Annotated in this window: 24 protein-coding genes; 14 read left to right on the forward strand and 10 right to left on the reverse strand. The window is 62.3% G+C overall.

Annotation, left to right across the window (positions count from 1 at the left end):
* Positions 1 to 21 precede the first annotated feature (21 nt).
* The 3 genes from CAF70_RS20035 to rpoS all read left to right on the forward strand — a co-directional run bounded on the left by CAF70_RS20035 (position 22) and on the right by rpoS (position 2855).
* Complete coding sequence (locus CAF70_RS20035; RefSeq protein WP_015269209.1) at positions 22 to 660, forward strand: protein-L-isoaspartate(D-aspartate) O-methyltransferase; 639 nt, start codon at positions 22 to 24, stop codon at positions 658 to 660.
* A gap of 221 nt (positions 661 to 881) precedes the next feature.
* Positions 882 to 1739, forward strand: coding sequence for a peptidoglycan DD-metalloendopeptidase family protein (locus CAF70_RS20040; protein ID WP_085626451.1), 858 nt, complete (start codon positions 882 to 884; stop codon positions 1737 to 1739).
* Positions 1740 to 1847: 108 nt separating this feature from the next.
* Positions 1848 to 2855: an RNA polymerase sigma factor RpoS gene (gene rpoS / locus CAF70_RS20045; RefSeq protein WP_021785876.1), complete on the forward strand. Its 1008-nt coding sequence runs from the start codon at positions 1848 to 1850 to the stop codon at positions 2853 to 2855.
* A gap of 537 nt (positions 2856 to 3392) precedes the next feature.
* Here the strand turns inward: rpoS and fdxA are convergent.
* Both fdxA and mutS read right to left on the reverse strand, forming a co-directional pair.
* Positions 3393 to 3716: a ferredoxin FdxA gene (gene fdxA / locus CAF70_RS20050; protein WP_085626452.1), complete on the reverse strand. Its 324-nt coding sequence runs from the start codon at positions 3714 to 3716 to the stop codon at positions 3393 to 3395.
* Between the two features lie 140 nt (positions 3717 to 3856).
* Positions 3857 to 6430, reverse strand: a complete 2574-nt coding sequence (mutS, locus tag CAF70_RS20055) for a DNA mismatch repair protein MutS (protein ID WP_085626453.1) — start codon at positions 6428 to 6430, stop codon at positions 3857 to 3859.
* A gap of 185 nt (positions 6431 to 6615) precedes the next feature.
* Between mutS and CAF70_RS20060 the strand changes: the two genes are divergently transcribed.
* The 4 genes from CAF70_RS20060 (at position 6616) to recX (ending at position 9883) form a co-directional block, all read left to right on the forward strand.
* Positions 6616 to 7683: a hypothetical protein gene (locus tag CAF70_RS20060; protein WP_085626454.1), complete on the forward strand. Its 1068-nt coding sequence runs from the start codon at positions 6616 to 6618 to the stop codon at positions 7681 to 7683.
* A gap of 54 nt (positions 7684 to 7737) precedes the next feature.
* The gene (locus CAF70_RS20065) at positions 7738 to 8220 is read left to right on the forward strand and encodes a CinA family protein (protein ID WP_085626455.1); all 483 of its coding nucleotides are present in this window, start codon (positions 7738 to 7740) and stop codon (positions 8218 to 8220) included.
* 103 nt (positions 8221 to 8323) lie between these two features.
* A complete protein-coding gene (gene recA / locus CAF70_RS20070; RefSeq protein ID WP_085626456.1) occupies positions 8324 to 9391 on the forward strand; it encodes a recombinase RecA in 1068 nt (355 codons plus the stop codon).
* A gap of 21 nt (positions 9392 to 9412) precedes the next feature.
* Complete coding sequence (gene recX, locus CAF70_RS20075) at positions 9413 to 9883, forward strand: recombination regulator RecX (RefSeq protein ID WP_085626457.1); 471 nt, start codon at positions 9413 to 9415, stop codon at positions 9881 to 9883.
* A gap of 204 nt (positions 9884 to 10087) precedes the next feature.
* On the opposite strand, the gene CAF70_RS20080 is transcribed toward recX, so the two are convergent.
* Positions 10088 to 11206: an LOG family protein gene (locus CAF70_RS20080; RefSeq protein ID WP_085626458.1), complete on the reverse strand. Its 1119-nt coding sequence runs from the start codon at positions 11204 to 11206 to the stop codon at positions 10088 to 10090.
* A 161-nt stretch (positions 11207 to 11367) separates the two neighbouring features.
* Here CAF70_RS20080 and CAF70_RS20085 point away from each other — a divergent pair, with 161 nt between their 5' ends.
* Positions 11368 to 11577: a hypothetical protein gene (locus CAF70_RS20085; protein WP_085626459.1), complete on the forward strand. Its 210-nt coding sequence runs from the start codon at positions 11368 to 11370 to the stop codon at positions 11575 to 11577.
* Between the two features lie 14 nt (positions 11578 to 11591).
* On the opposite strand, the gene CAF70_RS20090 is transcribed toward CAF70_RS20085, so the two are convergent.
* Complete coding sequence (locus tag CAF70_RS20090) at positions 11592 to 12011, reverse strand: quorum-sensing-regulated virulence factor family protein (RefSeq protein ID WP_085626460.1); 420 nt, start codon at positions 12009 to 12011, stop codon at positions 11592 to 11594.
* Positions 12012 to 12233: 222 nt separating this feature from the next.
* On the opposite strand from CAF70_RS20090, the gene CAF70_RS20095 reads away from it, so the two are divergent.
* From CAF70_RS20095 to CAF70_RS20105, 3 genes are all read left to right on the forward strand, one after another.
* Complete coding sequence (locus CAF70_RS20095) at positions 12234 to 12944, forward strand: tRNA-uridine aminocarboxypropyltransferase (protein WP_085626461.1); 711 nt, start codon at positions 12234 to 12236, stop codon at positions 12942 to 12944.
* Between the two features lie 78 nt (positions 12945 to 13022).
* Positions 13023 to 13673 (forward strand): response regulator transcription factor ErdR, encoded by a 651-nt coding sequence (gene erdR, locus CAF70_RS20100; RefSeq protein ID WP_025338000.1) that lies wholly within the window; start codon positions 13023 to 13025, stop codon positions 13671 to 13673.
* Positions 13674 to 13746: 73 nt separating this feature from the next.
* On the forward strand, positions 13747 to 14112 hold the full coding sequence (locus tag CAF70_RS20105) for a diacylglycerol kinase (RefSeq protein WP_004375479.1): 366 nt from the start codon (positions 13747 to 13749) through the stop codon (positions 14110 to 14112).
* Here CAF70_RS20105 and finR read toward each other — a convergent pair.
* Positions 14109 to 15035 carry a LysR family transcriptional regulator FinR gene (gene finR / locus CAF70_RS20110; protein ID WP_085626462.1) on the reverse strand — a complete coding sequence of 309 codons (927 nt, stop codon included), beginning with the start codon at positions 15033 to 15035 and terminating at the stop codon, positions 14109 to 14111. The two genes, CAF70_RS20105 and finR, sit on opposite strands and share 4 nt — an antisense overlap.
* Before the next feature lie 121 nt (positions 15036 to 15156).
* Between finR and fpr the strand changes: the two genes are divergently transcribed.
* Positions 15157 to 15936: a ferredoxin-NADP reductase gene (gene fpr, locus CAF70_RS20115; RefSeq protein WP_003252381.1), complete on the forward strand. Its 780-nt coding sequence runs from the start codon at positions 15157 to 15159 to the stop codon at positions 15934 to 15936.
* A 187-nt stretch (positions 15937 to 16123) separates the two neighbouring features.
* Here fpr and CAF70_RS20120 read toward each other — a convergent pair whose 3' ends face one another.
* Positions 16124 to 16618, reverse strand: coding sequence for a SprT family zinc-dependent metalloprotease (locus CAF70_RS20120; protein WP_085626463.1), 495 nt, complete (start codon positions 16616 to 16618; stop codon positions 16124 to 16126).
* A 131-nt stretch (positions 16619 to 16749) separates the two neighbouring features.
* Positions 16750 to 17349: a Yip1 family protein gene (locus CAF70_RS20125; RefSeq protein ID WP_003252385.1), complete on the reverse strand. Its 600-nt coding sequence runs from the start codon at positions 17347 to 17349 to the stop codon at positions 16750 to 16752.
* Positions 17350 to 17611: 262 nt separating this feature from the next.
* Between CAF70_RS20125 and ttcA the strand changes: the two genes are divergently transcribed.
* Positions 17612 to 18436, forward strand: coding sequence for a tRNA 2-thiocytidine(32) synthetase TtcA (gene ttcA, locus CAF70_RS20130; protein ID WP_012270926.1), 825 nt, complete (start codon positions 17612 to 17614; stop codon positions 18434 to 18436).
* A 4-nt stretch (positions 18437 to 18440) separates the two neighbouring features.
* Positions 18441 to 19112 carry a DNA-3-methyladenine glycosylase I gene (locus CAF70_RS20135; protein ID WP_085626464.1) on the forward strand — a complete coding sequence of 224 codons (672 nt, stop codon included), beginning with the start codon at positions 18441 to 18443 and terminating at the stop codon, positions 19110 to 19112.
* A 102-nt stretch (positions 19113 to 19214) separates the two neighbouring features.
* On the opposite strand, the gene CAF70_RS20140 is transcribed toward CAF70_RS20135, so the two are convergent.
* From CAF70_RS20140 to arsC, 3 genes are read right to left on the reverse strand one after another with little or no spacing between them, the layout of a single operon-like run.
* The gene (locus CAF70_RS20140; RefSeq protein WP_085626465.1) at positions 19215 to 19628 is read right to left on the reverse strand and encodes a DUF2069 domain-containing protein; all 414 of its coding nucleotides are present in this window, start codon (positions 19626 to 19628) and stop codon (positions 19215 to 19217) included.
* On the reverse strand, positions 19621 to 20226 hold the full coding sequence (wrbA, locus tag CAF70_RS20145) for an NAD(P)H:quinone oxidoreductase (RefSeq protein WP_085626466.1): 606 nt from the start codon (positions 20224 to 20226) through the stop codon (positions 19621 to 19623). The genes CAF70_RS20140 and wrbA overlap by 8 nt, the downstream gene beginning before the upstream one ends.
* Positions 20223 to 20576: an arsenate reductase (glutaredoxin) gene (arsC, locus tag CAF70_RS20150; RefSeq protein WP_085626467.1), complete on the reverse strand. Its 354-nt coding sequence runs from the start codon at positions 20574 to 20576 to the stop codon at positions 20223 to 20225. The genes wrbA and arsC overlap by 4 nt, the downstream gene beginning before the upstream one ends.
* Positions 20577 to 20645: the final 69 nt, after the last annotated feature.

A 20645-nucleotide genomic window follows, 5' to 3' on the forward strand; every position in this document is an offset into this window, starting at 1 on the left:
ATGCTGCGGCGTGGCATCGGCATGACCTCCCAGCGTACCCGGGAGCGGCTGATCCAGCGCCTGTGCGAGGAAGGTGTTTCGAACACCAAGGTGCTCGACGTGATCCGTCGTACTCCGCGCCACCTGTTCGTCGACGAGGCGCTGGCGCATCGCGCCTATGAAGACACCGCGCTGCCGATCGGCCACAACCAGACCATCTCGCAACCGTTCATGGTTGCCCACATGAGCGAGCTGCTGCTCGAGGCCGGGCCGCTGGACAAGGTGCTGGAGATCGGCACCGGCTCGGGCTACCAGACGGCGATCCTGGCCCAGCTGGTCGAGCGGGTGTTCTCGGTGGAACGCATCAAGGTGCTGCAGGACCGGGCCAAGGAGCGCCTGGTGGAACTGAACCTGCGCAATGTGGTGTTCCGTTGGGGCGACGGTTGCGAGGGCTGGCCGGCGCTAGCACCGTACAACGGCATCATCGTCACCGCGGTGGCACCGGAAGTGCCGCAGGCACTGCTCGACCAACTGGCACCCGGTGGCCGCATGGTGATCCCGGTGGGGCCCGCCGGCGAAACCCAGCAGTTGATGCTGATCGTGCGCGAGGAACATGGCTTCTCTCGCCGCGTGCTGGGGGCCGTGCGGTTCGTACCGCTGCTCAACGGTCCGCTAGCCTGACCACAGCGGGTTCGAACCGCGCGATATTTTTGCGCCAGCACCGAATTCTTGCCGCAACGCCCTGTCTATCTGGCGGGGTGAAGCGCCAGCGCACAGCTTGCACCAAGGCTTTGCAACAGTCTTCTACCAACCCTGCCAATGCGGGCGGGCTTGGTTATAATTGCAACAATATTGCATTTCTTGTCTTCATATCGTTTTTCGGCACCATGAGGGGAGCGCGGGTGGGTCACACAGTCATTCGGCAGCGCAAGGACGGGTCGGGTTTCACGCTTCTGGTGATTGCACTGGCCATGGGTACGCTATTGGTGGGTTGCTCGAGCACCAGCAGCAACAGCGCGCGGGTGGTCGACCGCAGTAACACCGTTCCCAAGCGGCCGGCGGTAACTACCGGGCAGTACATCGTCAAACCTGGCGATACGCTGTTCTCCATCGCCTTCCGTTATGGCTGGGACTACAAGGAGCTGGCTGCGCGCAACGGCATCGCCGCGCCTTACACCATTCGCCCGGGGCAGGCGATTCGTTTCAGCAGTGGCTCTACCGGCAGCACCACGGTGGTGTCCAGCCCGTCGTCGTCGAGCAAGACCACGGTCATCCGGCGGCCTGTGGGTAGCACCGCCGCCCCTCCTGCCAGCACCAGCAAGCCGGCTACGCCGGCAGCCTCCAGCAGTACCCCGGTGGTCGCCACCGTGCCCGCTGCGGAGCGCGCGGTAGGCGGCTGGACCTGGCCAGCCAACGGCGTGCTGATTGGAAAATTCGCTTCAAACGGTAGTTTGAATAAAGGCATTGATATCGCCGGTGATTTGGGACAGCCTGTTTTTGCTGCGTCTGATGGTGCAGTGGTTTACGCCGGGAGTGGCTTGAGGGGCTACGGCGAGCTGATCATCATCAAGCACAGCGATACCTACGTCAGTGCCTACGGCCATAACCGCAGGCTGTTGGTTCGGGAGGGGCAGCAGGTCAAGGCAGGGCAGTCGATTGCTGAAATGGGGTCCACGGGCACTGATCGGGTGAAGCTGCATTTCGAGATTCGCCGCCAGGGTAAACCCGTCGATCCGCTCCAGTTCCTGCCACGTCGTTGACCGTTGTACCCGGCCTGTTCCGCTGATGTAGAGGGGACAGGCTCCAGCGCTGCCAGGGAGACAGGTGCCGCTCGAGTCTGAGTTCGAACTCAGCAAAGGACTATAACAATGGCTCTCAGTAAAGAAGTGCCGGAGTTTGACATCGACGATGACGTCCTCCTGATGGAGACGGGTATCGTTTTGGAAACGGATGTGGTGTCAGACGAACCTGCTGTATCTTCGGTTCGGACGAGGGCCAAGTCGGGCTCTTCGCTCAAGCAACACAAGTATATCGATTACAGCCGGGCGCTCGATGCCACCCAGCTGTATCTCAACGAGATCGGATTCTCGCCTCTGCTTTCGCCGGAAGAGGAAGTGCACTTTGCGCGCCTGTCGCAAAAGGGCGACCCCGCCGGCCGCAAGCGCATGATCGAAAGCAACCTGCGCCTGGTTGTAAAAATTGCCCGTCGTTACGTGAATCGTGGCCTGTCATTGCTCGACCTGATCGAGGAGGGCAACCTGGGGTTGATCCGTGCGGTCGAGAAGTTCGACCCGGAGCGTGGTTTCCGCTTCTCGACCTATGCGACCTGGTGGATTCGCCAGACCATCGAGCGGGCGATAATGAACCAGACCCGCACCATTCGCCTGCCGATCCACGTGGTCAAGGAACTGAACGTCTACCTGCGTGCAGCGCGCGAGCTGACCCAGAAGCTGGACCACGAACCCTCGCCGGAAGAAATCGCCACATTGCTGGAGAAGCCGGTCACCGAGGTCAAGCGCATGCTGGGCCTGAACGAGCGGGTGTCTTCGGTGGATGTGTCGCTCGGCCCGGACTCGGACAAGACCCTGCTCGATACCCTGACCGACGACCGTCCGACTGACCCGTGCGAACTGCTGCAGGATGACGACCTGTCGCAGAGCATCGACCAATGGCTGGGTGAATTGACCGACAAGCAGCGTGAAGTGGTGGTGCGCCGCTTTGGCCTGCGCGGGCATGAAAGCAGCACCCTGGAAGATGTCGGCCTGGAAATCGGCCTGACCCGTGAGCGGGTGCGGCAAATCCAGGTCGAGGGGCTCAAGCGTTTGCGGGAGATCCTCGAAAAGAACGGCCTGTCCAGTGAGTCGTTGTTCCAGTAGCGGAAGCCTGCAACACAAAGCGCCCCGATGATTTCGGGGCGTTTTTGTATGTGCCGATCAGAGGTGTCCCATCCAGGATTGCCGGGGGCTGCAAAGCAGCCCCAAAATCGCCCAGGAAAAACAAAAATCAAATGTGTACCGCGCTACCCCAGTAACATCGCGTGTAAGCCTTTGCTTACTTGTTATGTAAGCCTTCTATGTACGCTTCAGTAAATCATTGCCGTATCCAGAACCTGCGTTTTCCCAACCCCTTGAAAACCTTGGTTTATTCAGCTGTGAGGAAATGTGTCACCTGCAACAACCTGTGAGGTTTCGCGGTTGCCCGCCGGGCTCAAGTCGCTAGTATTCGAACTGTGCACAGGGACATGCACAGGCTTTCAGGAGGAAAGCCAGGGACATCGCAAGAAGCGATTTCATCAGGATGATGTTTGGGACAAGCAGGGACTACGGAAAAAATGTGGGCGGGTCAAACCGCCCCTTTTTTTTGCCCGCAAAAAACAAAAAAGGCCACAAGGGCCTTTTTTGTATGCGGCGCTATCAGCGCTCCAGGTGTTCGATCTTGCCAGTTTTGCCATCCCACTCTTCAGCGTCCGGCAGGGCGTCCTTGCGCTCGGTGATGTTCGGCCAGATTTCCGCCAGTTCGGCGTTCAGCTCGATGAAGTTTTCCATGCCCGCAGGCACTTCGTCTTCCGAGAAGATGGCTTGCGCTGGGCACTCCGGCTCGCACAGGGCGCAGTCGATGCACTCGTCCGGGTGAATGACCAGGAAGTTCGGGCCTTCGTAGAAGCAGTCCACCGGACAGACTTCCACGCAGTCGGTGTATTTGCATTTGATGCAGTTGTCGGTGACGACGAAGGTCATTTCTAGTTCTCTCCTCAGGCGACGGCGGCGGCCCTTCCTCTCAGGGCCGCGCGGTTTACGGGTATGTGGCTGCAGGCCAGGCTAATAACCTGCAGCACCAGCAAACCGCGGCGGATTCTACCAGCTTGTAATGGGCGCCGTTATAACAGGTTCTTTAGTTGATATAGCATTTCGATAGCTTGACGCGGGGTCATATCGTCCAGCTGCAGCTTGCCCAGCTTCTCGATGGCCGGGTGTGGCAGGCTGGCGAACAGGTCGCTCTGGTGCGGGACCTGTGGTTCGCCCTTGGCTTTTTGGGCCGGCGGTTGTTCATGCGGCAGGCTGGTGGTTTCCAGCCGCGCCAGGTGTTCACGGGCACGCTGGATGACGGCCGATGGCACACCGGCCAGCTGCGCCACGGCAAGGCCGTAGCTCTGGCTGGCAGGGCCAGGCAGTACGTGGTGCAGGAACACGATGCGTTCGTTGTGCTCGGTGGCGTTCAGGTGCACGTTGGCCACCAGCGGCTCGCTTTCCGGCAGCACGGTGAGCTCGAAATAGTGCGTGGCGAACAGCGTGTAGGCACGCAGCTGGGCCAGGCGCTCGGCGGCGGCCCAGGCCAGCGACAGGCCGTCGAAGGTGCTGGTACCGCGGCCCACTTCGTCCATCAGCACCAGGCTTCGGTCGGTGGCATTGTGCAGGATGTTGGCGGTTTCGCTCATCTCGACCATGAAGGTCGAGCGGCCGCCGGCCAGGTCGTCACTGGAGCCGATGCGGGTGAAGATGCGATCGACCAGCGACAGTTCGCAGCTGGCAGCCGGCACGAAGCTGCCGATGTGTGCCAGCAGCACGATCAGGGCGGTCTGGCGCATGTAGGTAGACTTACCGCCCATGTTCGGGCCGGTAATGATCAGCATGCGCGTGCTGTTGTCCAGGCCCAGGTCATTGGCCACGAACGGTGTGGTCAAAACTTGTTCCACCACCGGGTGACGGCCCTGCTCGATTCGCAGGCACGGCTCGTCGACGAAGCGCGGGCAGTTCAGGTCCAGGTTCAGCGCACGTTCGGCCAGGTTGCTGAGCACGTCCAGTTCGGCCAGGGCGGCGGCGCTGTCCTGCAGCGGTGCCAGGTGACTGATCAGGGTTTCCAGCAGGGCATCGTAGAGCATCTTCTCGCGGGCCAGGGCGCGGCTCTTGGCCGACAGCGCCTTGTCCTCGAACGCTTTCAGCTCCGGGGTGATGAAGCGCTCGGCGCCCTTGAGGGTCTGGCGGCGGATGTAGTCGCCCGGGGCCTGCTCGGCCTGCTTGGTCGGTAGCTCGATGAAGTAGCCATGCACGCGGTTGTAGCCGACCTTGAGGTTGGCCAGGCCGGTACGGGCCTTTTCCCGGGCTTCCAGGTCGATCAGGAACTGGCCGGCGTTCTCGCTGATCGCCAGCAGTTCGTCCAGCTCGTTGTCATAGCCGGCCTTGAGTACGCCGCCATCGCGGATTACCGCTGGCGGGTTGTCGATGATCGCCCGCTCCAGCAGGCTGGCCAGTTCGGGGTAGGTGCCGGTAATGGCGGCCAGGCGTGCCAGGTGCGGTGCCTCCAGCTCGGCCATGGCGTTCTGCAGTTCGGGCAGCGCGCCCAAGGCGTCGCGCAGGCGTGCCAGGTCGCGTGGGCGGGCGTTGCGCAGGCCGATACGGGCGAGAATCCGCTCGATATCGCCAATTTCCTTGAGCTGCGGCTGCAGCTTCTCGAAGCGGTAACCGTCGAGCAGGCAGCGGATCGAGTCCTGGCGTGCCTGCAGCACCTTGAGGTCGCGCAGCGGGCGGTTCAACCAGCGGCTCAGCAAACGGCTGGCCATGGCGGTCTGGCAGCGGTCGATCACCGACTGCAGGGTGTTGTCACGGCCGCCGGCAAGGTTGATGTCCAGCTCCAGATTACGGCGGCTGGCGCCGTCGAGTATGACCGTGTCGTCCAGGCGTTCATGGCGCAGGCTGCGCAGGTGCGGCAGGGCGGTGCGCTGGGTTTCCTTGGCGTAGATCAGCAGGCAGCCGGCGGCGCCGATGGCCAGGGTCAGTTTGTCGCAGCCAAAGCCCTTGAGGTCCTTGGTTGCGAACTGTTGGCACAGGGCCTTGCGCGCCGAGTCGCGGTCGAAGTCCCATGGCGCACGGCGACGGGCCCCAGGGCGTTTCTCGGCAGGCAGGTCGCGCGGCCAGTCGTCGGGGATCAACAGCTCGACCGGGTTCAGGCGCTCGAGCTCGGCCAACAGGTTTTCCCAGCCCTTGATCTCCTGCACGCTGAAGTTGCCGCTTGTGATGTCCAGCACGGCCAGGCCGAACAGGCGCTCGTCTCCGAGCAGCGCGGCAATCAGGTTGTCGCGACGCTCGTCGAGCAGGGCCTCGTCGCTGACCGTGCCGGGGGTGATGATGCGCACCACCTGGCGCTCCACCGGGCCCTTGCTGGTGGCGGGGTCGCCAATCTGCTCGCAGATCACCACCGATTCGCCGAGCTTGACCAGCTTTGCCAGGTAGCCTTCCAGCGAATGGAACGGAATCCCGCACATGGGGATGGACTGGCCGGCCGACTGACCGCGCGCGGTCAGGGTGATGTCCAGCAGTTTTGCGGCTTTCTTTGCATCTTCGTAGAAGATTTCGTAGAAGTCGCCCATGCGGTAGAACATCAGCTGGTCCGGGTGCTGGTTTTTCAGCTTCCAGTACTGCTGCATCATCGGGGTGTGTGCGGAAAGATCTGACATTCAGGGCCTTACAGCGGGTGATCTGGTTGGCGATGGTAAACCGGTAATGGTACAGGCTTTTTCGGCGAGATGCAGGCGCCGGTAATGGAGCCATGTGTGCGCAGCCTGGCGGGCAATGGTGGAGCTGCGCCGCGTTACCCTCTAGAATGCACGGCCCTCGATGAACGCCCCTAGCCGTGACCCGCATGAATGTGTCCAGCCGTGTCCCCCCTGTGAAGCAGCAACTGATCTACCTCCTTTATGGCGAGCGCCGGATCTATCAGCTGGAGGCCAAGTTCAGCATCCTTACCGCCCTGGCACGCTGCAAGCCGGCAGAGCTGCCGGTGATTCGCGTGCTTACCGACCAGCCACAGGCTTTTGCCGGCTGGCCGGTGGAAGTGATCACGCTGGATGAGCAGACCCTGCAGGCGTGGTCCGGCAACGGCGGCTACACCCACCGACGCAAGGCCTGCGCTATTGCCCAGGCCGGGCAGTGGGCGGACAAGACCGTGTTCATTGATACCGATACGCTGTTCCTGCAATCGCCGCTGAAGCTGTTCAGCCAGGTCGATGTCGGGCAGTTCCTGGTCGACGAGGTGGAAATGAGCTGGGCCGAAGCCTCGCGCAGCAGCTATTACCGCAGCTTCACCAGCGGGGTAGCCGCGGCTGGCGCAGCACCGCCCGATGACCTGCGGCTGTGCAACAGTGGCGTCATGGGTTTTACCCGCGACAACCTCGGCATCGCCGAGCGCGCCATCGAGCGCATCGACACCTGGACGCCCTATGCGCGTGACTTGCACACCATTGAGCAGATCGCCTTCTCCTTTGAATTGTACGGCGCGCAGATCAATGAAGCGCGTGGCGTGATCAGCCACTACTTCGCGATGAAGCAGTACGTGCATGCCATTCTGGAAATTTTCTTTGCCCGGCATGGCGAGCACTTCCACTCCAGGATGCCTGGCCTGGCGCTGGAGGTGCCGGCACATCGCCCGGTGCCGTCCTGGCTGGCGCGGCTTTCGGTGAAATGGCGCCTCAAGCGTGTGCCGCGGGAGCTGCGTGGTATCGGACGCAAGCTGCTGTACGGCAGTATGATGAGCGGTGACGACTATCAGCGCGCTTGCAAGATGATCTGGTGGCGTTCGGCAATTGAAGACATGCGCAAGCTAGGTGGTTTTGACTGGAGCCAGGAATGGCCCGAAGGGTTGCCGCGCCTCGGTCGGAGCGAAGAGCGTGCGTTCAGCGAAATCGCCCGGGGCAGCCTGAAGGTTTCCTGAGCCAGAGCCCGGCGCAGGGTGGTAGGGTAGAGGGCAACCGTCAAGGAGCCCGACATGGACCCTATCACCACGCTTGCCACCCGCCTGGGTGAACATCTGCGCCGCTTCAACGCGCAGGTGACCACCGCCGAATCCTGCACCGGCGGCGGGATCGCCGAGGCCATCACCCGTGTGCCTGGCAGCTCGGCCTGGTTCGAGGCCGGTTACGTGACCTATTCCAACACCCAGAAAACCCGTCAGTTGGGCGTGCCCGCGGCGTTGTTCGGCCAGGTTGGCGCAGTCAGCCAGGAAGTGGTTGAAGCCATGGTCCGCGGCGCCCAGGCCGCCAGCGGCGCGCGCTTTGCCGTGGCAGTGAGCGGCGTGGCCGGGCCGGACGGTGGTTCGCCGGCCAAACCGGTCGGTACCGTGTGGCTGGCCTGGGGCGACGGCAGCCACATATTCAGCGAACGCCGCCAGTTCGACGGCGACCGCGAGGCGGTGCGCCGACAGACGGTGATCGCCGCGTTAGACGGCTTGTTACAGCTTGGTGCCGAGTAAATCGACGACAGGGGTTTGCGCGGGCGCTTGCCTGTGGAATAATACTGGCTACTTATACAGGTATTCCGGCCGTCAGGGCCAAGTCGAACACGTGAGGATTTCAATGGACGACAACAAGAAGCGCGCCTTGGCTGCGGCCCTGGGTCAGATCGAACGCCAATTCGGCAAAGGCGCCGTCATGCGCATGGGCGACCACGAGCGCCAGGCTATCCCTGCCATCTCCACCGGCTCGCTGGGCCTGGACATCGCCCTGGGCATCGGCGGTCTGCCAAAAGGCCGTATCGTCGAGATCTACGGTCCGGAATCGTCGGGTAAGACCACGCTGACTCTGTCGGTCATCGCCGAAGCCCAGAAAAACGGCGCCACCTGCGCCTTCGTCGACGCCGAACACGCCCTCGACCCTGAGTACGCAGGCAAGCTCGGCGTCAACGTCGACGACCTGCTGGTTTCGCAGCCGGACACCGGCGAACAGGCCCTGGAAATCACCGACATGCTGGTGCGTTCCAACGCTGTTGACGTGATCATCGTCGACTCCGTGGCTGCCCTGGTACCGAAGGCCGAGATCGAAGGCGAGATGGGTGACATGCACGTGGGTCTGCAGGCACGCCTGATGTCCCAGGCGCTGCGCAAGATCACCGGTAACATCAAGAACGCCAACTGCCTGGTCATCTTCATCAACCAGATCCGTATGAAGATCGGTGTGATGTTCGGCAGCCCGGAAACCACCACCGGCGGTAACGCCCTGAAGTTCTACGCCTCGGTGCGTCTGGATATCCGCCGTACTGGCGCGGTCAAGGAAGGCGACGAGGTGGTGGGTAGCGAAACCCGCGTCAAGATCGTCAAGAACAAGGTCTCGCCGCCGTTCCGTCAGGCCGAGTTCCAGATCCTCTACGGCAAGGGTATCTACCGTAACGGCGAGATCATTGACCTGGGTGTTTCCCAGGGCCTGGTCGAGAAGTCCGGTGCCTGGTACGCCTATCAAGGCAACAAGATCGGTCAAGGTAAAGCAAACGCTGCCAAGTACCTGGCTGAGAACCCTGCCATTGGTGCCGAGATCGAGAAGCAGATTCGCGAGAAGCTGCTGACTGCTGGTGCTGTCGCGGCTGCTGGTAAAGCTGCTGCTGTCGAAGCCGATGCCGACGACATGGCCGACGCTGACGCCGGTTATTGATTGCGCGGTAGATAGCCGAACATGTCCGCCGTACTCGACACCCCCGTCGCCATCCGGCGGACAGCCATGGACCTGCTCGCGCGACGTGAGCACGGTCGCGTCGAGCTGACGCGCAAGTTGCGTCAGCGCGGCGCTTCGGACGAGCTGATCGAACCTGAGCTCGATCGACTCACCGAAGAAGGGCTGCTTAGCGAAGCCCGCTACCTCGAAAGTTTCATCAGATACCGTTCCAGCTCCGGCTATGGCCCTGCGCGCATTCGCGAAGAGCTGGGCCAGCGTGGTTTGGCGCGTGGTGATATCGAGCAGGCGCTGCGCGAGAGCGAGGTGGACTGGGGCGAGCGCATGCGGGACGTATGGCAGCGCAAGTTTGCTGGTCAGCGCCCGCAGGATCCGCGCAGCCGTGCCCAGCAGACCCGGTTTCTGGCTTACCGGGGTTTCCCCATGGACATGATCGGCCGCTTGCTCAGTGGGCGGGATATCGACGACTACTGAAGACTGGGCCGCTTTGCGGCCCTTCGCGGGCTTGCCCGCTCCCACGGGTTTGAGGCGATGTATCAGACAGTGCGTCGCTCCTGTGGGAGCGGGCAAGCCCGCGAACACCGGCGCAGCCGGTGCCATACACCGCGTTGGATTCTTCGCGGCGGTTCGACGCCTCGATGAGCCCGCTCCCACAAGATGCGCGGACTAATGTCACGATCAACTGACCTTCAACGCCTCCCTGGCCCGCTGCGTGGTATGCATGGGTTGCGGCTTGGCCCAGTTCTCCGGCAGGTTGATGAAGTCCACCAGCTCGCGCAGCCTGCCCTGATCCCGGCCATTGAAGGCAAATGACAAACGGGTCAGGTGGCTGAAATTGCCCACTTCGTGCTCGGCGCTGCTATCAGGTTGCTGGTGATACTTGCCACTCAGGCGCAAGTCGGCAAAGCCTTCCTGGATGTCATACAGCGCCGCCTCGCTGAGCGGGTGGTGCATGCGGATCACGAACTGGTTTTTCAGCCACCGGCTGGAGTGGTAGTTGCTGTAGAACTGGTTGATTTCCTCCACTGCCTCGTCAGCGCTGTGCACCAGGCGCAACAGTTTCAGGTCGCTGGGGAGGATGTAGCGGTTTTCCTCCAGTTGGCTGCTGATGAAGTCCAGGCAGTCGCGCCAGAAGCTGCCGCCTGGCGAATCCAGCAGCACCACCGGTACCAGCGGGCTCTTGCCGGTCTGGATCAGGGTCAGCACCTCCAGCGCTTCATCCAGGGTGCCGAAACCGCCTGGGCACAGCACCAGGGCATCGGCTTCCTTGACGAAGAACAGCTTGCGGATGAAGAAAAAGTGGAACGGCAGCAGCTTGTCGGTGCCGTCCACCGTGGGGTTGGCGTGTTGTTCGAAGGGCAGGGTGATGTTGAAACCCAGGCTGTGGTCGCTGCCAGCGCCTTCGTGGGCAGCAGCCATGATACCGCCGCCGGCGCCGGTGATGACCATCAGGTCGGAGCGCGCCAGGGTTGCGCCCAGTTCGCGGGCCAGGGCGTACATCGGGTGTTCCAGCGGGGTGCGCGCCGAGCCGAACACGGTTACCTTGCGTCGGCCCTTGTAGCGTTCCAGGGTGCGGAACGAATGGTCCAGTTCGCGCAGCGCCTGCAGAGTGATCTTGGCGCTCCAGCGGTCGGTGTCGTCATGGGCCATGCGCAGGACGGTCAGCATCATGTCGCGGTACAGCGGCAGGTTGGGGCTGTTCGGTGCCACCAGTTGCAATTGTGCGTCGATGTTGCTCAGGTCGATGTTGTTGTCGCGGAAGTGGCTGAACAGCAGTTCACTCGATTGGTAAGGCATGCAACGTCTCCTTCTGCACCAATACCTCTGACCTCAATCTAGACCCTCGCGCTCAATTGTGCCGGGCTGTTCGGCACAGCCGCCCGTCGGCATGCAGCCACGGCGAGTGCGGGTTTGGTTAACTGGTTAAAGCGAAACGTGTCGATGCAGGAGGTGGCGGTATGCATCGCTTGGTCATCGAAGTGGACCGGCAGCTTTACCAGCAGCTGGAGAATGCGGCCCAGATGCATCACCTGAGCCTGGAGGCCGAGTGCCGGCGCAGGTTGTCGGGCCTGGAGTGTCAGTCGTGCTACCTGCAGGCGCTGCTGGCAGAGATGCGCGCCGATGCCGCTGAAGGGCGCTGGCGCGCCCGTGAAGACCAGAAGGCGTAGCGATCTGAGGTTGGTTACTTCTTCTTGTTGCCGGCCACGCAGCTGGCATTGTCGAACGCCTGGTCCATGATCGGCTGGTTGCTCTTGTATACCGTGAAGCGGTAGACCATCACCGCGCCTTTGGACATCAGGTTGCGGAAACCGCTGTTGCGGCAGACGCTGTCACCCAGCTGGCTGCGTACCTGTTCGGGGTTGGCCTGCATGCGCGCAGCATGCTCCTGGCGCACGCTCAGGTGGTTGACCAGCGCCTTGCCTTCCACTGTGTAACCTTGGTCGAGGATGTCCTCGTTGATGGCTCGCGGGGTGCCGACACTGCTCTCTTTGGCAACCTTCTGCAGCATGTTGTTCAGGTCGTATTCCTGCTTGGAAGCCGCCTGGGCTGCCAGGGGCAGGGCGAGCAACAGGCTCAGGGCGGGGACGATACGGCGCAGCATGAATCTCTCCTGGTTCGATGACTGGCGCTTTGACATGCGCGGGTCGACGGCGTTCCCTGAAAATCGCGCAGGCGCGAGGCTGGGGGACGGTAAAAACAGCGATTATAGGGACCGCGCCGCCACCTGCACAGCAATTGCCCCCTGTTCTGGTAGACTGGTGCCCTTAGTTTTCACCCGAGTCATCCTTGTGTCCATTCCCAACCTGTCCAGAGGCCTGCCGGCATGAGCCATGCGGTAGCGCACCTGCGCGCCGAACGCCTGGCGCGCAGCAACAAGCCCTTCATCGCCCGTGGTTCGCGTGCCGAGCGCTGCCCAGATTGCCGGGTCATCGCCACGCATTGCCTGTGCGCCTGGAAGCCCCGGGTGCAGGCCGAGTCCGGGATGTGCCTGCTGATGCATGACACCGAGCCGCTGAAGCCTACCAATACCGGCTGGCTGATCGCCGACCTGATCGAGGACACCTCGGCCTTCGGCTGGCTGCGCACGTCGGTCGACGAACGCTTGCTGGCCTTGCTGGACGACCCGCGCTGGCAGCCGTACATCGTCTTCCCCGGCGAATTCGTTGTCCCGCAGCGGGTGGTCAGCGAGGTGGTGCGCGAGCCAGGCAAACGCCCGCTGTTCATCCTGCTGGATGCCACCTGGACCGAAGCACGCAAGATGTTCCGCAAAAGCCCGTACCTTGACCGCTTCCCGGTTTTGAGCCTGCAGGCCGAGCAGATGTCCCGCTACCGCCTGCGCCGCTCCAGGCGCGACGATCACTTCTGCACCGCGGAAGTCGCGGCCATGTGCCTGGAGCTGGCCGGTGATACACGGGCTTCGCAGGCGCTGGACGCCTACCTGGATGTGTTCAGCCTGCATTACCTGAGCGGCAAGCGGCGCCTGCCGCTGGACGAGCAGGACGACACCCACCAACGTTTGCATACCTTCCTATAGTCCAAGGGGCACAACCCCTGCTTTGGTTCATAATGACCCTTACCCGAGTGCCCGACACAGAACAGGATCCCCAGATCGATGGCCACTTACGAAATCCTGATTGCCGATGACCACCCGCTGTTCCGTGGCGCTTTGCGCCAGGCCGTTACCCTCGGCCTGGGCCCGGATGTACGCCTGGTTGAAGTCGCCAGCATTGCCGAACTGGAAACCCGCCTGAGCGAAAAAGCCGACTGGGACCTGGTGTTGCTGGACTTGAACATGCCGGGTGCCTACGGTTTTTCCGGGCTGGTGCTGCTGCGCGGGCAATACCCGCAGATCCCCGTGGTGATGGTATCGGCGCAGGAAGAGGCCGCAGTGGTGGTCAAGTCCCGCGAGTTCGGCGCCAGTGGCTTCATTCCCAAGTCGAGTACCCTGGAAGTGATCCAGGATGCGGTGCGCAAGGTGCTCGATGGCGAGGTCTGGTGGCCGCCGCAGGCGTTCGAAAAGGTCGATGTCTCGGCCGAGGCCAAGGCTGCCAGCGAAGGCCTGGCCAGCCTCACGCCGCAACAGTTCCGCGTGCTGACCATGGTCTGTGAAGGCTTGCTGAACAAGCAGATCGCCTATGAGCTGAACGTCTCGGAAGCGACCATCAAGGCCCACGTGACCGCGATCTTCCGCAAGCTGGGTGTGCGTACCCGCACCCAGGCCGCGTTGCTGCTGCAACAACTTGAATCGGTTGCCAGTAGCTGAGTGCACCTGGCTTCACGCTTTTTTGACCCGAGCCGGTCTAGTCTGCTGGCCTTTCCGTTGTGAAGTGACTCACATGACATCGCCATTCAAGGGCCAGACCGGCCTCAAACGTATCTTCAACGCCGCTGGCTATTCGCTGGACGGCCTGCGTGCCGCTTTCAAGGGCGAGGCCGCGTTCCGCCAACTGGTGCTGCTCAATGTGCTGCTGGTCCCGATCGCCTTCTGGCTGCCGGTCAGCCGTGCGGAGCGGGCGATCATGATCGCCGTTTGCCTGTTGGGCTTGATCGTCGAACTGTTCAACTCGGCGGTGGAGGCCGCGATCGACCGCATTTCGCTGGAGCGTCACCCGCTGTCGAAAAATGCCAAGGACATGGGCAGCGCCGCGCAACTGGTGGCACTGACCATGGTGGCGCTGGTGTGGGGTGTGATCCTGCTTTAAGCGATCGGTGGCAACACGATTTCGTCACTGCGGGTAAAGCCCGCGGTGAAGTTGCGGCATAGCTCAAGAAACTCACGCATGGCCGAGGTCTGGTACTTCTGTTTGTGCCAGATGAAGTAGAACTGACGCATCAGGTCCAGCTCCGGGGTTTCCACCGGTACCAGGCTGCCACGGCGGAAGGCGTCACGCAGGGCCAGGCGTGAAATGCAACCGATGCCCAGGCCCGACTCCACCGCGCGCTTGATTGCTTCGGTGTGTTCCAGCTCCAGGCGGATATTGAGGTTGGCGCGGTGGTGGCGCATGGCCTGGTCGAAGGTCAGACGCGTGCCCGAGCCCTGTTCGCGCAGGATCCAGGCTTCTTGCGAGAGGTTTTCGATATCGGCACGGCCCAGCTTGGCCAGCGGGTGCTGCGGGGCGCAGAACACTACCAGTTCGTCCTCGACCCACGGCTGCACTTCCAGGTCCGGGTGGTTGCAGTCACCTTCGATCAGACCCAGGTCAATTTCGTAGTGCGCGACCTGTTGCACAATATGTGCAGTGTTCTGTACATGCAGCTTTACCTGGCTTTCCGGGTGGGTCTGCATGAAGCTGCCGATCAGCAGGGTGGCCAGGTAGTTGCCGATGGTCAACGTGGCACCGACCGACAGCGAACCGAAACCGGACTTGCCGTTGAGCAGGTCTTCGATTTCCTTGGCCTGGTCGAGCAGGGCTACCGCTTGTGGCAACAGTTGATGGCCCAGGGCGTTGAGGGCCAGGCGTTTGCCGGCACGGTCGAACAACTGGCAGCTCGATTGCCGCTCCAGTTCGGTGATAGAGGTACTGGCGGCCGACTGCGACAAGGCGAGCAGGCTAGCGGCCCGAGAGACGCTTTGGTGCTGGGCCACGGCAACGAAGACTTGCAGTTGACGAAGTGTAAATCGCATATCGATATAACCGATAACACATATCTTGATAATCCAGTTAACAGATATTGTCGCTGCCCCTAAACTATCGCGCAACTGCGCGTCTTGCGCGCGCCGCGTCTTTCTTCAGGAGCCCCATTAGATGAGCAACATGAACCACGAACGTGTCCTCAGTGTTCACCACTGGAACGACACCCTGTTCAGCTTCAAGTGCACCCGCGACCCGGGCCTGCGCTTCGAGAACGGTCAGTTCGTGATGATCGGCCTGCAACAGGACAACGGCCGTCCGCTCATGCGCGCCTATTCCATCGCTTCGCCGAACTGGGAAGAGCACCTGGAGTTCTTCAGCATCAAGGTGCCGGACGGCCCGCTGACCTCGCAGCTGCAGCACCTGAAGGAAGGCGACGAGATCATCATCAGCAAGAAGCCTACCGGTACCCTGGTACTCGACGACCTGAACCCGGGCAAGCACCTGTACCTGCTGAGCACCGGTACTGGCCTGGCGCCGTTCATGAGTGTCATCCAGGACCCGGAAACCTACGAGCGCTTCGAGAAAGTGATCCTGGTGCACGGCGTGCGCTACGTGAACGAAGTGGCCTACCGCGAGTTCATCACCGAGCACCTGCCGCAGAACGAGTTCTTCGGTGAGTCGGTTCGTGACAAGCTGATCTACTACCCGACCGTGACCCGCGAACCGTTCGAGAACCAGGGCCGCCTGACCGACCTGATGCGTAGCGGCAAACTGTTCAGCGACATCGGCCTGCCACCGATCAACCCGCAGGACGACCGCGCGATGATCTGCGGCAGCCCGAGCATGCTCGACGAGACCAGCGAAGTGCTGGACAGCTTCGGCCTGAAGATCTCCCCGCGTATGCGCGAGCCGGGTGATTACCTGATCGAGCGTGCCTTCGTCGAGAAGTAAGGCGCAGGTTGATGCAAAGAAGGCGACCCTCGGGTCGCCTTTCTTGTGCCTGTCATTCGTGAACAGCCTGTTCCGGCCCTTTCGCGGGCTTGCCCGCTCCCACAGGGATATCACAAGGCTTGAGGCCAGTGATTTTCCTGTTGGAGCGGGCAAGCCCGCGAAGAGGCCAGTGCTGGCAACTTACAATCTATTCGACGCGCGTCTCGCCGCTGTATACCAATATCTCCCTGCACCGCTTGCACAGGTAACGCCGCCCTTGGCGCACCAGCTTGTGCCGCTGTGCGGTAAACGGGAAGTCGCTCTGCGGGCACGGGCAGCGGTAGATGTAGCGGGTGGCCACGCGCCGTTGCACTTCGTAGTTGTGGCAACGGTTGGGCGGCAGTTCATACACCCCCCGCATGATCAGCTGCCACTCCTCGCCATGGGCCTGGATACGGTCGCCGAACAGCTGGTGGGCCACCAGATGTGCCACTTCATGGGCCACGGTCTGGCGCAGGAAGTCTTCCTGGTTTTCCCGGTAAAGCTGCAGGTTGAAGCGCAGCAGGTTCTGGTGCAGATGGGCGACCCCGGCTTTTTGCCCGCGCAGCTTGAAGCTGACTTCCGGGCGCGGGAAGGGGCGTTTGAAGAAGGTTTCGGCTTGCTGGTAACAGGTTTCGACGCGTTGTCTGAGCAGCTCGGGCATGGCGGGATGGTTCTCCTGACCGGGCATTATGCCGCAACCCCGGGCAGCCTGCCGAGCCACCGGTCAGTGCACAGCCAGAGGCCGCCTTGCGGCGGCCCCTGGTTGATGCCCCAGTGTTGGTCGAGTCTGTTCTAGTTGGTGTAGACGGGCCCCACGCCCAGTCCCCAGATGATCACCGTGGCGGCCATGATCGCCACCAGTACCACAAGGCCCACCGCCAGCACCGAGCTGGAGAACAGGAAGCCTTCGTCGGACGGTATGTTCATGAACGTCGGCAAACCGACGTACAGCAGGTACACCGTGTAGCAGATGGCGGCAGTGCCAATCAGCATGCCCAGCCACAGGTGCGGGTACAGCGCCGCCAGGCCGCCGATGAACAACGGGGTGGCGGTGTAGGTGGCAAAGGCGATGCACTGCGCCATGGATGGGTTGGCATCGTAGGTGCGGGCCATCCAGTGGATGAACGCCCCCATCACTGCCACCCCGGCAAGCATCGCCAGGTACGACATGATGCTCATCCAGATGGCGCTTTCCATGGTCAGCATCACCGCTGGCCGGTCGCCGATTACCCAGCCGACCTGGGTCGTACCGATGAACGCCGAAACGGCGGGGATCGCAGCCAGGATCAGGGTGTGCGTCAGGTACATGTGGCTGATGGTTTCTTCTTCGCCACGAATTTCCCGCCATTCCTGGTCGGGATGGGTAAACAGCCCCACAACGTGATGAATCATGCCGATCACTCCTCTCAATGTTGCCAAACGCCCCCCAGATGGAGCGCAAGCGGCCCTACGCCCGAACACCGAAGCAAGCGGTAATGTGGCCTTATGTCGCAGTATAGGAAGCCGTTACCCGCATAAACCGTGCTTTTTAGAGCAAATTGCGCTGTAAGGCGGGCTGTTGATTACAACGAAGTCTTTATCGGAATGCCTACAGCGCCGCCGCGTTTGTGCGTAAAATAGCCGGCTTTTGTCACACCTCGCGGATCCAAGCGCTATGGGCACCCTCTCGGTCAACCAGAACAAACTGCAAAAACGCCTGCGTCGTCTCGCCGGCGAAGCCATCACCGACTACAACATGATCGAGGATGGCGACAAGGTCATGGTCTGCCTGTCCGGCGGCAAGGACAGCTACACCATGCTCGATGTTCTGCTGCACCTGCAGAAGGTGGCACCGATCAAGTTCGAGATCGTCGCGGTGAACATGGACCAGAAGCAGCCAGGGTTCCCCGAGCATGTGCTGCCGGCCTACCTCAAGGAACTCGGTGTCGAGTACCACATCGTCGAGAAGGATACCTACTCGGTGGTCAAGGAGCTGGTGCCCGAGGGCAAGACCACCTGCTCGCTGTGCTCGCGTCTGCGCCGTGGCACCTTGTACACCTTCGCTGACGAAATCGGCGCGACCAAGATGGCGCTGGGCCACCACCGCGACGATATCGTCGAAACCTTCTTCCTCAACATGTTCTTCAACGGCGCGCTCAAGGGCATGCCGCCGAAGCTGCGCGCCGATGATGGCCGCAACGTGGTGATCCGCCCGCTGGCCTACTGCAGCGAAAAGGATATCCAGGCCTATTCGGACATGAAGGAATTCCCGATCATTCCGTGCAACCTGTGCGGTTCGCAGGAAAACCTGCAGCGCCAGGTGGTCAAGGACATGCTGGTGGAGTGGGAGCGCAAGCACCCGGGGCGTACCGAGAGCATCTTCCGCGCCTTGCAGAACGTGGCACCGTCGCAGTTGGCCGACCGCAACCTGTTCGATTTCACCAGCCTGAAGATCGACGAAAACGCCACCCCGCGCTTCCTTGACGTGCTGAACATCTGAGCCCATGCGCGATTACCAGTGGTTGCACGAATACTGCCTGAACCGCTTCGGCTCGGCCCAGGCGCTGGAGGCCTTTCTGCCGCAGCCGCGCACGCCGGCGCAGCTGCGTGATATCAGTGACGACCGCTACCTGTCGACCTTGGCTCTGCGCGTGTTCCGCGCCGGGCTCAAGCACAGCCTGGTGGATGCCAAGTGGCCAGCTTTTGAGCAGGTATTCTTCGGCTTCGACCCGGAGAAGGTGGTATTGATGGGCGCCGAGCACCTTGAGCGGCTCATGCACGACGAGCGCATCATCCGCCACCTGGGCAAGCTCAGGAGCGTGCCGCGTAATGCGCAGATGGTGCTTGATATCGCGAAGGAGAAGGGTAGCTTTGGTGCGCTCATCGCCGACTGGCCGGTGACCGACATCGTCGGCTTGTGGAAGTACTTGGCCAAGCACGGTAACCAGCTGGGCGGGTTGTCCGCGCCGCGCTTCTTGCGCATGGTCGGCAAGGACACGTTCATACCTACCGATGACATGGCGGCGGCGTTGATTGCGCAGAAAGTGATCGACAAACAGCCGACCAGCCAGCGCGATCTGGCCTTGGTGCAGCAGGCGTTCAACCAGTGGCATGCCGAGAGCGGGCGGCCGCTGTGCCAGTTGTCGGTGATGCTGGCGCATACCGTCAACCATTGAGAATTGTGTTGGCCCCTTCGCGGGCATGCCCGCTCCCACAGGTACAGCGCCGGCCTCATGTGTGGCGCGAACCCTGTGGGAGCGGGCAAGCCCGCGAAGAATCTAGCTGCCTTCGCCCGCCATGCGCCGCTCATGCTGGAACTTCCAGCGCACATACAGCAGCCCGGCAATGAACAGCCCCAGGCTCACCAGCACTTCTACCCAGCCAAACACCGCCCGCGCCGGGTCGAACGCCGCCAGCACACCCTTGATGAAATAGATATTCACCACAAAGCAGGTCCAGGCATGTGCCCGGGCGCTGCCTGCCAGCATGCCCGGCAGCAACAGCAGCAATGGCACCAGTTCGATCGCCAGGATCACCTCGACCCGCGCCCCGTGCAGGTTGGCGAACCACAGGTTGTTCACCACCAGCAGGGCGATCAGGCCAAAGAAGAACGCCAGGCTCAGTGCCCGCGTCAGGCGCAGGCGCGGTGCCAGCCACTCCAGCGTCGGCAATACCTTGGGCTTCCTAGCCACGTGTGGCCTCCAGGGCCTTGGCGGTGGTCGCCAGGCGTTGGCCAAGGGCGCGGCACAGGGTGATTTCGTGTTGGTCGAGCTCGCGCTTGCCATCGGCGCCAGCATGATGGCTGGCGCCATACGGGGTGCCGCCGCCACGCGTCTCGAGCAGTGCCGACTCGCTGTACGGCAGGCCCATCACCAGCATGCCGTGGTGCATCAGGGGCAGCATCATCGACAGCAGGGTGGTTTCCTGGCCACCGTGCAGGCTGGCGGTGGAGGTGAACACGCCGGCCGGCTTGCCGACCAGCTCGCCGCTCAGCCACAGGCTGCTGGTGCCATCCAGGAAGTACTTGAGCGGCGCCGCCATGTTGCCGAAGCGGGTCGGGCTGCCCAGCACCAGGCCGGCGCAGTGACGCAGGTCGTCCAGGGTGGCGTACAGCGCGCCACTGGCCGGGATGTCCGGGGAGACTGCTTCGCATTCCGTGGAAATCGCCGGCACCGTGCGCAGGCGGGCTTCCATGCCGGCCAGCTCGATGCCGCGGGCGATGTGCCGGGCCATCTCGCTGGTCGAACCATGGCGGCTGTAGTACAGCACCAGGATGTAGGGCTGGCTCACGGCAGGATCTCCAGTACTTTCTCGGGCGGGCGGCCGACCACGGCCTTGTCACCGGCGACCAGGATCGGCCGCTCGATCAGCTTGGGGTGCCGGGCCATGGCTTCGATCAGTTGTGCGTCGGTCAGCGCCGGGTCGGCCAGGTTCAGCTCCTTGTACTCGTCCTCGCCGGCACGCAGCAACTGGCGCGGGGCAATGCCCAGTTTGCCGAGCAGGGCCGTGAGGGTGGCGACGTCGGGCGGGGTTTCGAGGTAGCGCACGACGGTCGGCGCCAGGCCGCGAGCTTCGAGCAGTTCCAGGGCGCCGCGGGATTTCGAGCAGCGCGGGTTATGATAGAGCGTGAGGTCGGTCATGTCGGGTCGCATCCAGCAGGGTGTGGCGGCTATTCTAACCGCAGCGACTGACCAATTTGCTTTAAAACT

Origin of the sequence: Pseudomonas sp. B19(2017) (assembly GCF_002113165.1) — a bacterium.
Classification (GTDB): domain Bacteria; phylum Pseudomonadota; class Gammaproteobacteria; order Pseudomonadales; family Pseudomonadaceae; genus Aquipseudomonas.